At 39.1% G+C, this 13,364-nt stretch carries 12 protein-coding genes; 6 read left to right on the top strand and 6 right to left on the bottom strand.

All coding sequences use genetic code 11. The annotated features are described in order from the left end of the window. The coding region (locus tag HRT50_RS08595) for a zinc-dependent metalloprotease (RefSeq protein WP_291613414.1) at positions 1–2,094 on the bottom strand (2,094 nt) is incomplete at its 3' end. Positions 2,095–2,717: 623 nt separating this feature from the next. Here HRT50_RS08595 and HRT50_RS08590 point away from each other — a divergent pair. The 4 genes from HRT50_RS08590 (at position 2,718) to dnaB (ending at position 6,538) form a co-directional block, all read left to right on the top strand. After that, the gene (locus HRT50_RS08590) at positions 2,718–3,287 is read left to right on the top strand and encodes an RNA polymerase sigma factor (protein WP_291613428.1); all 570 of its coding nucleotides are present in this window, start codon (positions 2,718–2,720) and stop codon (positions 3,285–3,287) included. Then, positions 3,280–3,885, top strand: coding sequence for a hypothetical protein (locus HRT50_RS08585; protein WP_291613413.1), 606 nt, complete (start codon positions 3,280–3,282; stop codon positions 3,883–3,885). Before HRT50_RS08590 ends, HRT50_RS08585 begins: the two co-directional genes overlap by 8 nt. A gap of 99 nt (positions 3,886–3,984) precedes the next feature. Beyond that, complete coding sequence (locus HRT50_RS08580; protein WP_291613411.1) at positions 3,985–4,950, top strand: DUF4097 family beta strand repeat-containing protein; 966 nt, start codon at positions 3,985–3,987, stop codon at positions 4,948–4,950. Positions 4,951–5,119: 169 nt separating this feature from the next. Further along, positions 5,120–6,538, top strand: coding sequence for a replicative DNA helicase (dnaB, locus tag HRT50_RS08575; RefSeq protein ID WP_291613409.1), 1,419 nt, complete (start codon positions 5,120–5,122; stop codon positions 6,536–6,538). A gap of 292 nt (positions 6,539–6,830) precedes the next feature. Here dnaB and HRT50_RS08570 read toward each other — a convergent pair whose 3' ends face one another. The 5 genes from HRT50_RS08570 to HRT50_RS08550 all read right to left on the bottom strand — a co-directional run bounded on the left by HRT50_RS08570 (position 6,831) and on the right by HRT50_RS08550 (position 10,699). After that, on the bottom strand, positions 6,831–7,250 hold the full coding sequence (locus HRT50_RS08570) for a secondary thiamine-phosphate synthase enzyme YjbQ (protein WP_291613407.1): 420 nt from the start codon (positions 7,248–7,250) through the stop codon (positions 6,831–6,833). A 359-nt stretch (positions 7,251–7,609) separates the two neighbouring features. Beyond that, the gene (locus tag HRT50_RS08565; RefSeq protein WP_291613405.1) at positions 7,610–8,140 is read right to left on the bottom strand and encodes a VOC family protein; all 531 of its coding nucleotides are present in this window, start codon (positions 8,138–8,140) and stop codon (positions 7,610–7,612) included. A 210-nt stretch (positions 8,141–8,350) separates the two neighbouring features. After that, positions 8,351–9,211: a formyltetrahydrofolate deformylase gene (gene purU, locus HRT50_RS08560; protein ID WP_291613403.1), complete on the bottom strand. Its 861-nt coding sequence runs from the start codon at positions 9,209–9,211 to the stop codon at positions 8,351–8,353. Positions 9,212–9,339: 128 nt separating this feature from the next. Then, positions 9,340–9,591, bottom strand: a complete 252-nt coding sequence (locus tag HRT50_RS08555; RefSeq protein ID WP_291613401.1) for a VF530 family protein — start codon at positions 9,589–9,591, stop codon at positions 9,340–9,342. 379 nt (positions 9,592–9,970) lie between these two features. Beyond that, on the bottom strand, positions 9,971–10,699 hold the full coding sequence (locus HRT50_RS08550; protein WP_291613399.1) for a glutathione peroxidase: 729 nt from the start codon (positions 10,697–10,699) through the stop codon (positions 9,971–9,973). Between the two features lie 299 nt (positions 10,700–10,998). Between HRT50_RS08550 and hutG the strand changes: the two genes are divergently transcribed. Further along, complete coding sequence (gene hutG, locus HRT50_RS08545; protein WP_291613397.1) at positions 10,999–11,787, top strand: N-formylglutamate deformylase; 789 nt, start codon at positions 10,999–11,001, stop codon at positions 11,785–11,787. A 119-nt stretch (positions 11,788–11,906) separates the two neighbouring features. Further along, on the top strand, positions 11,907–13,331 hold the full coding sequence (locus HRT50_RS08540) for a formimidoylglutamate deiminase (RefSeq protein WP_291613395.1): 1,425 nt from the start codon (positions 11,907–11,909) through the stop codon (positions 13,329–13,331). Positions 13,332–13,364: the final 33 nt, after the last annotated feature.

The following is a 13,364-nucleotide window of genomic DNA, read 5'->3' as shown; positions in this document are numbered from 1 at the left end:
GTCTGCTAGGGCATCACCAGCAAAAACAAAGCTAGTTAGTGCTTGCATAGCTGCTTGTTGTTTCTCTTTTGGTACAGGTGTATAAGGTAGACTTTGTGTTTGGCTACTATCAACTACGTTACGCTCAACATAAACACCACCTATTTGGCGAGAAATCACCTCAGCTTGACGTCGGTATTGACCAAACAGTGAATTGGCTGAAATTAATAACTGCTGATGGGACTGTCCATCAACGAGTGCTTTATCTTTTAACTCGCTCAATAAACCTTGAATTAAAGTCATTCGCTCGCTTGCGTAAGCGACAGGGTTAGATGATAAATCACCGGTCATTATACGTGGATCTATATGACGACCAGGAGCACGCATATCATCAGCATCATTACCAAAAGCTAAGCCTTTTTCACTAGAGCGCGCCAATATTTTTGCTAAACGCTCGGCTTCTTGCTCTGAGTCATCAAGAGCAATTGAATAGCCATATTCGATGGCCCAATCATCATATAGACCAGGCTCTGTTTGAAAGTAATCACCTTGGGCAGTGCCTTTAGGAGAAACGTTAATGGGAGAGTAATCCATTACTGAGCCAGTTAATGCGCCTTGAGTAAGTGATTTATCGTGAATTTCTTTTTCATCCCACAAAATTGAGGCTTTCATATTGTGATTTAAACCTAGGGTATGGCCTACTTCATGTAGTACCAAATGACGTAAGCCTTCTTTTAGTACGGCTTTATTTTCTATGTCATTACCATTGGACATCGCTTGGCTAAGTAACAAGCCTTGTTGCAATTCATGACCAGCACTGCAATTTAATGCGCTTGCTGAGCTTGGCCCTTGATTTATTTGCTCTAAATTATTAAAACCAACACTAGCTGCGCCTTGACTATATAAGCTGTTATATATCCAGCGGTTTTTCATAAAGATAAATTCAAGCATGATATCAGCACCTAGCAGCTGACCCGTTAATGGGTTGGCTAAAGATGGCCCGTAACCACCAAAGCGCGGTTGTGGTGATGAGGTCCAACGCAGTACATTGTAATTTAGATCCCCTGCTTGCCAAGTGGCATCATCTGGCTGAATTTTAACTTGTAGAGCATTTTTAAAGCCTGCTTTTTCAAAAGAGGAGTTCCACGCTAATACCGCCTCGCGAATGGTGTCACGCCATTCGAGTGGTGTAGTATTTTCAATCCACCAAACAATTGGCTCAACTGGCTCTGATACCGCAGCGCTTGGATCTTTTTTTACCAGGTTCCAACGATTCATGACATCTTTATAAGGTGCCCAGCTACTTGAGGTCATTTGAGTATATTGACGACCAAAGTAACCAATACGGGCATCTTGGTAGCGTGGGGTAAATTCTTCTTTAGGTAGCTCTATAAAAGAGTGTTGCAACTTAATTGATACTGAACGCGGATCCGAAACGGCTTTAGAGCCATAAACACTTGGGTTAGGATTATTGAAAACATAATCGACAACAATATCAACATTATTATCGTAAGCGCGTTTGCTTAGGATGCGTGATTTTTTACTATTTAACTTGCCTACTTTAAAGCGCTTTTTAGCTTTTTTATCATCAACACGTGCCCAAGGAGAAACTTTATGCAGTGCTTCACTTAAGAATAGTTTATCGACTTTTAAAGCAATTTGGCCATTTTCTACTTTTTCAATCTTCAAACTGGCTAATACCGCTTCACTTATATTGGCATCTTTAGCACGGCTAATCGGGTTGTTTTCATCAAATTGATAGCGAGAGGTTTTGGTGACTATGTCGACACGGTCAAAGTAACGTCTAAATTCAATGATTTTTTCACCACGGTAACCACCACGGAAATGTCCAGCATCGGCAAGGCCATCAACGGTTTGGGCAAAATGTAAAAAAGGGGTGTCCAACTGGCTTTCATCCAACAACATTAACGTTTCGCCAGTCTTTTTATCTTGATAAAAATCAAACAAACCTAAGGTCGCGGTTTTATTTTCAATCATTTGCTCAATGGTTTGGTCTTTCTTCTTCGATTTTGATTTTTTATCATCTGCGGCAAAAGCAACCTGATTGGCGCTTAACGCAAGAGTAAGTGCTATTGCTAGACTGGTTAATTTCATTGGAATTTCCTTATGGGACGGTTGTTATTGTTATATTTTTAAAATACTTAACCTGAACTTTGGATAATGAATTTTTTAACACTATGAAATTTAAATAGTAAATTACACGTTATACACAATGATGATAGTTTAGTCCTTATCAAGGCATTTTTACCTAGCCAATAGCGGGCTATTGGTAGTAGAAATAACGCTGATAGCGGTTAAAATAGCTTTGTTGTGTAATATTGCTTATCCAAGGTTCAGCTTGCTTATGCTAATTTACACATGATTTTAGTTAAAGTAACTAAGCAGGCTTAGCAAAGGGTAACAAGATGTTGCAAGGTGTATTTTAGCTGGATAATTTTCACTTAGTCTTTTTCAGCTTTATAAATTTATTTTTATTAAGCTAATTTATTAAATACTCTTTAAACCTTTTTATGTTGTTCGGTATCTTAGTTAATAGCGGACATTAGTTTAGACATTAAATTTAGATATTAATTTTATATATTAACTTTGGATAGTTATTTTGAACCAGTCAGAGGCTTTAGCACTTGGATAGCCAAACAACAGCAGATAAACACCATAAAAAAGTCATCGACGGCCAGGGACTATTTAGCGCTAATAAAGCTCAGCAATCCAGCAACATTGATGGTGAGCAGGCGTGGATAGCACAAGCCAAACAAGGCTGTCAAAGTGCTTTTTATCGACTCTATGAAAAACACCATAAGTCAATTTATGCCTTGTGCTGGCGTATGCTGGCAGATAAAGACAGCGCTGAAGATGTCTGTCAGGAAGTATTTGTAGTGTTATGGCAAAAAATTAATAATTTTCGCGGCGAAAGTAAGTTTAGTACCTGGCTGCATAGTGTTGCCACCAATGTAGTACTGGGGCATTTACGTAAAAATAAAAATTGGCTGCAGCGGGTTTTTAGTATTGAAGAGCAAGCACAAAATGTAGTCGAGGCAAGTGTCCACCTAACGGATGATTCTACCTTAATGATGTTAGATCGACACATTGCTCGCTTACCCGAACGGGCCCGTTTAGTTTTTGTTTTGTTTGCTGTTGAAGGTTACCGCCATGAGGAAATAGCCAAAATGTTGAAAATGGCGGTTGGTTCAAGTAAGTCGCAATACCACAGGGCGAGAAATTTATTAAAGGAATCATTAACGACTAATGATTTTATATCGGTTGAGGAGGAATTAAGTCATGAATAAGCAAGTACCTCAAAAGCACTTAAATCAAGGTCATGAGCATCAAGGGCAGCTACCTATAGATAAGCTGATTTCAGATAAAAAACTGAATGAGCAAGTGGCCAATTTAGCTAATGAAATGTCACCGGAAAGAGATTTATGGCCGGGTATCGAACGTGCGCTTAACCATAAAATCCAAGTAAGTTTAGGCGATAAGCAAAGTAATGTTTTTGTTCCCAGTGCGTGGGCAGCGTCTATTGCCATGGTAATGCTGATGTCTTGGTTTACTTTCTCACCCTCGACAGTTGAACAAAGTGTTCCGGTAATGGTGCAAAATCAGCAGAAAACTAGCCCGACACCAGGGCAGCTGGTCAACTTTATGCAGCAAAATTTTAAGCTACAAAAACAAACATTGCTGGCAAGTTACGGTCAACCCACGGTGGATAGATTGCCAGTAGCGATGCAAAAAGAATTAACGCAATTAGCGGATGCCAGAGCATCAATAAGAAAAGCACTGTTAACGGATAATAATAATGCCGACTTATTGAATTTATTAGATTTTACTCAGCAACAAGAGCTGAAGTTATTACAACAATTATATCGCCAATATCAAGTGATTTAGCTAGGTTTTGTCGTTACAGGCAAAGTTAACAAAGAGCAAGTTAACAAAAAATTAGCGCTAGCTAAACACAGTGAAAAGTATATAAAAGAAGAGGTTTTCATGAACAAACTAACAAGAAAAATACAACAATATGCCAATATCATCACAGTGACGGTTTGTCTAATGTTAAGTGGTCAAACACTTGCCGCCATTGAGATTACACAAAGCTTACCGAGCGACAATGTTACCAATGTTTCTATCAGTAATCATAGTGGCTTTATTAATGTGGTTGGTTGGGATAAAGATAAAATATCCGTTACCGGTACTTTAGATGATGATGCCGAAAAACTTATTTTTGAGCAGAAAGGTGCGCAAGTACTCATCAAGGTTGAATACCCCCGAATGGACAATTGGCGCGCGGATGGTTCAAAAATAACCGTGTTTATGCCCAAAAACATCAGGATGAAGTCTGCAAGTATTTCTAGCGATATTCATATATCAAACTTACATGGAGGCGTAGAAGTTAAAACGGTAAGTGGCGATATTTTGGCGAAAAACATCAGTCAAAGTGTTGAACTCAGTAGTATTAGTGGCAATATCAATAGTCATGATTTATCCGGTAAAGTCTCGTTAGCTGCGGTCAGTGGCGATATTAACGATAGTAACTCTACCGGACGGTTAGAAATAAGATCGGTGAGTGGTGAAGTTGATATTAACAGCCAAGCCAAAGAAGTATTTTTTAACAATGTTTCCGGTAATAGTGAGCTTAATTTAGCTGAAGTTATTGAACTACGTATCCGAACCGTCAGTGGTGATTTACAGGCCAAGCTAACCTTAGCTGAAAAAGCCTTACTAAAAGCTTCCACGGTAAGTGGTGACTTAGCGTTCACCTTCCAAAAAGGCATAGATGCTGATTTTAGTCTTAAATCGAGTGTTGGCGGTGACATAGACAACAATATTACCCAGGATAAAACTGAGCACGCTGAGTATGGACCTGGCGCTAAGTTAAATTTTCAAACGGTTAATGGCAGCGCCTTAGTCAGAGTGTCAACCGTTAACGGTAATGTAGCGGTAAGTAGCAAATAATCTATTTTCTCATTAAGCATTTTTTAGCAAAAATTGTATATTCCCATAAGGCAAATTCTGCTACATTAGCACTCCTTTTTTAGATACTCGTGGTTGCTGTTTTAACTTAGTTAAAACCGGCATTAAGACAAGCGCGAGTATAGTGATGTAGCAGAGTAGGGTTAAGGTAATGGCCGAAAAAAAGCCACGTAAATTTGCGAAAGAACGGCAATTTATTAGAGATAAACAAATTGATGAGTTAAAAGTACCACCGCACTCGTTAGAGGCTGAACAGTCGGTACTTGGTGGTTTGTTACTTGATAATGAAACCTGGGATCGCGTGGCAGAAAAAGCGGTTGCCGATGATTTTTATAGTCGCTCTCATCGCCTTATATTTGAAACAATTGGTGCCTTAATTGAACTAGGCGAACCGGTTGATTTAATTACTCTCTCTGAAGCCTTAGAAAATGATCAAAAACTAGAGGATGCCGGCGGTTTTGTTTATCTCGCAGAGATGATGAAGAATACCCCTAGTGCCGCTAACATCACTGCTTATGCGGATATTGTCCGTGAACGAGCCGTTACTCGTGAAATGATTAGTGTTGCTAATGAAATCGCCGAAGCGGGTTATGATACCCAAGGACGTAGCAGCGCAGAGTTACTCGATTTCGCTGAAACCAAAGTTTTCGCTATCGCTGAAAAGCGTGCCAGTAAATCACAAGGCCCTGAAAGCTTAAATTCAGTGTTAGAAAAAACTGTTGATCGCATTGAAAAGCTTTGTTCAACACCTTCGGGTGGTGTTACCGGCGTTCCCAGTGGTTATGCTGATTTAGATAAAATGACGGCTGGGCTGCAAAAGTCTGATCTTATTATTATTGCCGCACGTCCTTCCATGGGGAAAACCACTTTTGCCATGAACTTGGCCGAGCATGCGGCGATGACACAGGAACACCCAGCACTTATTTTTAGTCTAGAGATGCCCGCGGACCAAATCATGATGCGTATGCTGGCCTCGTTAGGACGAATCGATCAAACTAAAATCCGTACCGGTCAACTAGAAGATGAAGATTGGGCACGATTATCATCGACCATGGGTTTGTTGATGGAAAAAGGTAAAATGTTCATTGATGATGCTTCTGGGTTAACACCGACAGAATTACGAGCCAGGGCACGTAGGATTCACCGCGATCACGGCGGTATCTCTATGATCATGATTGATTATTTGCAGCTAATGCGCGCACCGCAATTTTCTGATAATCGTACCTTGGAAATTGCTGAAATCTCTCGTTCATTGAAAGCCTTAGCGAAAGAGTTAAAAGTGCCTGTAGTTGCGCTTTCTCAGTTAAACCGTGGCTTGGAGCAACGCTCTGATAAACGCCCAATTAACTCTGATTTACGTGAGTCGGGTTCAATTGAGCAAGATGCCGATTTAATCATGTTCATTTACCGTGATGAGGTTTATAACGATGATAGTGAATTTAAAGGCATGGCAGAAATTATTATTGGTAAGCAACGTAACGGGCCAATTGGTCGTGTGCCGTTAACCTTCCAAGGTAAGTACTCGCGCTTCGACAACTACGCCGGACCGCATGTTTTAGAAGAAGACTAGCCGAATAGTATTCACCTTGTCGTTGTATTGCTCAATTTATGCGTCAGAAGTACTCATTGACTAACGTCAACTCCGTGCTTCTTCCTTTAACTTGAACAGTACAACTTAAAGCTGAAAACTATTAATGATAGTTAGATAGTTAGATAGTTAGATTTTTAAATACTAACCAAACAGTCGTCATCCCCGAATTGTTTTGTCGGGGATCCAGCTTTTAATTCCTTATCTTTCTAATCAATAGGTCCATAAAGAATAGATTCCCGATGAGTAACTTCGGGAATGGCGGTAATGAAATTTACTCGCCATTAATTGTTACTACAATCGTGCGGCTGCCTGCATGGTTCCTATGTTCACCAAGATAAATACCTTGCCAAATCCCTATATTCAATTGCCCATTAGTAATGGGTAAACTTAAACTATTACCTAATAGGCTTGCCTTAATATGGGCTGGCATATCATCGTCACCTTCATAGGTATGCTGGTAATATGGCGCTCGCTCTGGGACAAAGTGATTAAAGTGTGCTTCCATATCTGCGCGCACCGTCGGGTCGGCATTTTCATTGAGGGTAATGGAAGCCCAGCTATGTTTGATAAAAATGTGCAGAATGCCACAACTAATGTGATTTAGTTCCGGTAGCTGGCTTAGGATTTCATCGGTAATTAGATGAAAGCCGCGCTTCCGAGAGTGCAATGTTATTTCAGTTTGGTGCCACATGACTTATCTCATTAACCTATTGTTATGACTTTTAATGTTAACCAGTATACAAGTTGGCAAATTCTTTGATAGCTCCAGGCAGGAGATTTTCTATCATCTCTAACTGTTTATTCTTTTTATTATAACGAGCATAAAGCTTAAGTGCTGCTAACTTGTCGTAGGCAGTCTTAGCCTTTAGCTTTAGTCAAAGGATTAACTAAAGCTAAAGGCTAAGGTTAAAATCTAAGACTACAGGCCAAAGAAAAAGCACCATAGTGATAAGCTGTGGTGCTTTTTAGTGTTCGTTTTAGATTTAGATTTAGTTTCAGCTTTATAATAGCTCTAGCGGTAAATCTCTGCTGTATTTTTACCGACTTAAATTAATCTTGCTCGTGTAACCAAGCCGCGTGACGAGGTGCACGTTTAGTCACCGACCATTCTTCAATCATGTCATAAGCTACACGATTGAGTTCTTTAAATTGTTCGGCAGTACCCGTATCAGCAGCAAGCTCTAAACGGTGGCCGTTTGGATCGAAGAAATAAATAGACTTAAAGACACCATGATTTACCGGTCCTAAAACGTCTACGCCTTTACTTTCTAATTCTTCTTTCGCAGATACTAATTCATCATAACTAGCAACTCTAAGGGCAATATGTTGCACCCAAGTAGGGGTGTTTTGATCTCTATCCATGGCTGGCGAATTAGGTAATTCAAAAAATGCTAAGACATTTTCATTACCAGCATCAAGAAAAATGTGCATGTAAGGATCTGGCGCCTTGGTCGAAGGTACCTCATTTTCAGCAATCGCGAGTACTAAGCCCATGTTTAACTTGTCTTTGTACCAGTCAGTTGTTGCTTTGGCATCTTTACAGCGATAGGCAACGTGATGAATTTTTTCAACATTAATCATAAAGAGACTTTTTATTAAAGTAGGTTATGGGGTAATTTTAATCATAAAGCACTAAATAAGGCTAATTTTAGCCTTATTTAGTCAATTGTTATACGTCAGGGGGAGTTGACGGCTGTAAAACATTACTTACAGCCGAATAAGTTGATAGGTTTTCTTGAAGCTAAAGCTAAGCGAATACGAGGCTAAGAATAAGCATAAACTAGGTCATAACTAAGTAAGAATTACGGTTTTGTCATCGTTTATGCAAACTCGTTGTTCTGCATGTATCCTTACTGCGTGGCTCAATGCGGTCGCTTCTAAGTCATGACCCATATGTACCATTTGTTCTATGGTAAAAGTGTGATTAATAGACTTTACTTCCTGAGCAATAATAGGACCTTCATCAAGGTTTGCAGTTACATAATGGGCGGTAGCGCCAATAACTTTAACGCCTCGTGCATGGGCTTGATGATAAGGGCGAGCACCTTTAAAACTAGGTAAAAAGGAATGATGGATATTAATGGCTTTACCTTGTAATTGCTGACATAAACCATCGGACAATATCTGCATATAACGGGCTAAGACTAACAAATCAACCTTAAGCTCGATCATTAAATCACTAATTTGTGCTTCTTGTTCAAGTTTAGTCTCAGCATTTACCGGTAAGTAATAAAAGGGAATATTATGCCATTCAATTAACGATTTGCAATCTTGATGATTGGATATTACACCAACGATATTGATGGGTAATACTCCGGACTTCCACTTAGTTAATAATGAGACTAAACAGTGGTCATCTTTAGATACAGCAATCAAAATATTAGGCACATCATCACGTTTACGTAATTGATATTGCATGGCAAGTGGTTTTGCTAATTCATCCAAGGCGGCAACAAATTCACTACTAGAAACGGTTAAATTACGATCATCAAAAGCAATACGTGAAAAGAAGGTTTCACTATAAGGGTCACTGTATTGCGACGTTTCGGTAATGAAAGCACCGTGTGAAAACAGGCTTTGCGATACTTTGGCTAAAACGCCTGAATTGTCAGGGCATTGCCAAGTTAAAATATAATGCGTGGCTAAAGACATAATTACCTAAGTTCTGATGAGTATTAGCCCATCATTAGATATTTCTCGGTGTATTGCCAGTGCTTTAATAGCTTGTTTGGCAATATGCTAGAGGGTAAATAGTCAGAAAAGCGAATCAATTGTTCGGATTAGTTCAAATCATCTGATTCAAATGAATTCTGAATTTTAATCTTATTTTTAATGTAAAGTTGCTCAACTTTTTCTCTAGCCCAGGGCGTTTTACGTAGAAATTTTAATGTTGATTGAATACTTGGGTTGTCAGTGAAACATTTTATTTTAATGGTTTTACCTAAGGTTTCAAAACCAAAGTAAGCTTCTAATTCAGTGACTATAGTTTTTAAATTTATGCCATGAAGCGGGTTGTAGGGCTGGTTATCCATTATTAATTCCAATCGGAGTATACAAAAAACACAATAACGAGAGTATATACCCGTTACCATTCAAAGTGCAGGATTTCAGTGGGAATTAAAATGACTTTAGGCAAGAAAAATAATTTGATCATAGTCATTCTATGGTTTGATTATTTAACGCGGCGTAAAGTCATTTTAAACCCATCGAAGAGGTGCTTGAGCAACATCACTTCATCGTTGCTGTAAATTATAATGGAATAACCATTATTTCATTACAGCGTCTTGAATTGAAATTACTCAAGCACCCTGAAACATGCATCTTGATTGATAGCGGGTATTTCATTATTGTGTTTTTATTGGGGGTATTGCTTAGCTTTCAGGCTTTAAATCTTTATTGAGTGTAAGACAATTAGCTAAAGTATTTTGTTAACTCGTCATTGCCGCCAATGTGCTTACCGTCGATAAATATTTGTGGCGTGGTATCGGCTTTAGTAATAGCGCGCATTGCCGTAATGCTAGTATCTTCACCTAAGATCATCTCTTCGTATTGTAAACCTTGCTCAGCCAATAACGCTTTGGTTTTTGCACAATGTGAGCAGCCGTGTTTAGTAAAAATAGCCACTTCAGTTTTTTGTACCGCTGCTGGGTTAATAAAATTAAGCATGGTATCAGCATCTGATACTTCAAACGGGTCGCCTGGTAAATCAGGTTCAATGAACATTTTTTCAATAATGCCATTTTTTACTAACATGGCATAACGCCAGCTACGCTTGCCAAACCCAATATCAGACTTATCAACTAGCAAGCCCATACCTTGGGTGAAATCACCATTACCATCAGGAATGAAGCTAATTTTGTCAGCATCTTGGTCTTTTGCCCAAGCGTTCATAACAAAGGTATCGTTTACTGAGATACAAACAATTTCATCAACACCATTGGCAAAAAACTTAGGCGCTAATTCGTTATAACGTGGTAAGTGAGAAGATGAACATGTAGGGGTGAATGCTCCTGGTAATGAAAAAACTATCACTGTTTTATTAGCGAAAATATCATCGCTAGTGCGTGCGCTCCATGTGTCATCAGCTATGATTGGAAAAGTGACTGCAGGGACTTTTTGACCGGTAATATCAGTAAACATAATGAAATCCTTTAGGGGGTTAATTGTATTCGTTGCGCCGAGTTCGTACTTGAGTTAACTCGTTAAGATGCAGCTATTATGCTAGCTAAACTTGATTCAGTAAAACGTATTAAATCTATCATTACAATAGGTAAAATCTATTTATAAAATAAACTAATAATAAATTTATTAATAATGGCGAAAATAAGCAAGAGAAAAGAATTCCATCTATCCTTGCTCATAGTCACTAACGCATGATAAATTAGTCACTCCTAAGTTGTATATACAATTTGGGCGATAGCCAATTTTGAGGGGATAACATGAATAAGAGTTATGACTTGGTCACTGGGAAAATAGGGTTGTTAATTAGCATGCCGCACAACGGGCAATTAATCCCTGACAGTATAGCTGCCACCATGACAAATACCGGACATCAGGTTCCAGATACTGATTGGTATATGGATAAACTCTATGACTTTGCCCAAGGTCTTGGTATTTCGATTATAAAACCGAAATACAGTCGCTATGTTATCGACTTAAATCGCAATATAGACGGCATAAATTTATACCCTGGCGCAAATAGCACTGAGTTATGCCCAACTACAGCCTTTGACTTGTCACCATTATATATCTCTGGGCAAGAGCCCGATGAAGCTGAAATTCAACGCAGAATTGAGCTTTATTGGCAACCTTATCACCAGGCATTAAACGATACTTTGGCCCAAATGAAAGCACAGTTTGGTAAAGTTATTTTATTGGATGCTCACTCTATTTTGTCACATGTGCCACGTTTTTTTGATGGGCAATTACCGGACTTTAATTTTGGTAGTGCTAATGGTGAAAGCTGTAGTAGTGAGCTGATTAATAAAGTAGCACAGCTTGATTTATCTCCTTATTCTAGTGTGGTTAATGGCCGCTTTAAAGGTGGTTATATCACCCGAGGTTATGGCAACCCTAAAGAAAATATTCATGCGGTGCAGTTAGAGTTATCACAGCATACCTATATGGATGAACCTAGTGATCGCTACAATGAACAAAAAGCTGAGCAGGTAAAAGAAAAATTACAAGTATTTGTTCAATGCTTAGCTGACTTCAGTCAAGAGAAGTAAATCAAGAAAAATCAGGCAAGTTTAAGTGACTGCTAGCTAAAGTAGCCATTAGTTTAGTAAGCAGCATCAGTAACTCCGTCTAGTAAATAAGTACAATTAGAGAAGTTTGGTAGGGTAATATGAAATTATACGCAGAAAATATTTTATTAAAAGATGGTTGGGCTACTAAGCAAACCATCACTATTGAGCAAGGTGTTATTACTGCCATTGAATCTGGCATGATTGCCGGCGCTGAAATAGCAAAAGGTGCTGTCATTCCAGGTATGGTTAATTGTCATTCACACGCTTTTCAACGAGCTTTTGCTGGCTTTAGTGAGCAAGGCAGTGAAGGTCAAGATAGCTTTTGGACCTGGCGAAAAATCATGTATCAATTTTTAGCCCAGCTAACCGATGTTGATGCTAAAAATATTGCTAAACAACTCTATATTGAAATGCTCAAAATGGGTTATACCCGAGTTGCCGAATTTCATTATTTACATCATGATATTGATGGCAGTACTTATGACACTAATACTGCTGTAGGTAGCACATCAAAAGCCATCTCATCAAAAGGGAGTTCAGCTAATCTTGCCACTATGGCACAAGCGATTTTTACAGCGGCAAAAGAATCCGGTATCGGCTTAACCTTATTACCTGTGTTATATCAACATGGTGGTTTTGGCGAACAAGCACCGAATGACGGACAAAAACGCTTTATCAATTCAACTGAGCAGTTTAATCAGTTAGTCAGTGACTGCTTTGCCTTAAGTGAACAATACTCAAATACCAATGTTGGTATTGCGCCGCATTCTTTACGCGCTGTTGATAAGGCTTCACTAATTAGTGCGGTGACACATGTGCGTAGCTTAGATAAACAAGCACCAATTCATATTCATATAAGTGAGCAACAAAAAGAAGTTGATGATTGCTTGCAACATTACGGTAAACGACCGGTGCAATGGCTACTTGATAATATCGAACTGGATAAGTTCTGGTGCTTAATTCATGCCACTCATATCGATGAGGCCGAAAGAAAAGGCATTATAGCTAAACAAGCCATCGCGGGTATTTGTCCAACTACTGAAGCTAATTTAGGAGACGGAATTTTCCCAACCACCGAGTTTTTAGCTGAACAAGGTACTATCGCCATCGGCTCTGATAGTCATATTTCAGTGAACCCTATTGAGGAATTACGCTGGCTTGAATATGCACAACGTCTGATAAAGCAGCAACGCGCTATTTTAGCTTCAGATGAACAAGCGTCAGTTGGGCAAAACTTATGGCAGCAAGCTGCTCAAGGTGGCGCGCAAAGTACTAATAGTAATACCGGTAGTTTAGCGATTGGTAAACAGGCTGATTTACTAGTATTGGATAGTGATAAAACTAAGTTATACGCTAATGCTAATCAGCACTTGCTTGATAGTATGATTTTTGCCAGTCAGCAAAACCCAGTGGCCGATGTGATGGTTAATGGTGTGTGGCAGATAATAGCTCAACAACATGTTGAGCAAGAGCAAGCCAGTGATAACTTTGCCAAATTATTAGTAAGGTTATCCGCTAGCTAATATGGGTTAAGGATAGGTGCTTTAATCCAAGGG

It is taken from the genome of Colwellia sp., from assembly GCF_013215345.1.
Taxonomy (GTDB): Bacteria; Pseudomonadota; Gammaproteobacteria; order Enterobacterales; family Alteromonadaceae; genus Colwellia.
This window is presented reverse-complemented; position numbering and strand designations above follow the sequence as displayed.